This is a genomic window from Neisseria sp. P0008.S010, from assembly GCF_051962715.1.
GTDB lineage: Bacteria > Pseudomonadota > Gammaproteobacteria > Burkholderiales > Neisseriaceae > Neisseria > Neisseria elongata.
In genome coordinates, this window is sequence record NZ_JBQCVA010000475.1 from 1 (window position 1) to 212 (window position 212).

Below are 212 nucleotides of genomic sequence, written 5' to 3' on the forward strand. Positions count from 1 at the left end.
CCGGACGAAAGAGGTTCATCTAAGTGGATGAGCTGTTCTTTAACCAGTCCGTTGTGATCATAGCCGAAGCGAAGCTCACTATGGGCGTTGTGTGCTTGGATCAGACAGTTAAGTTTGTCGTAGCGGTAGTGGGTACTCAGGATTTCTCCGCCGTCCAGATGACTGTCTTTCTGACGGATGCGGCCGATACGGTCTCGGTGGTAGGTGATCGT

General features: G+C 51.9%; 1 protein-coding gene. It reads right to left on the reverse strand.

Annotated features, from left to right (window positions below; translation table 11 throughout):
• Positions 1 to 212 (reverse strand): hypothetical protein (locus ACTHSL_RS14405; protein ID WP_440381771.1); only part of this gene is annotated, 212 nt, incomplete at both ends.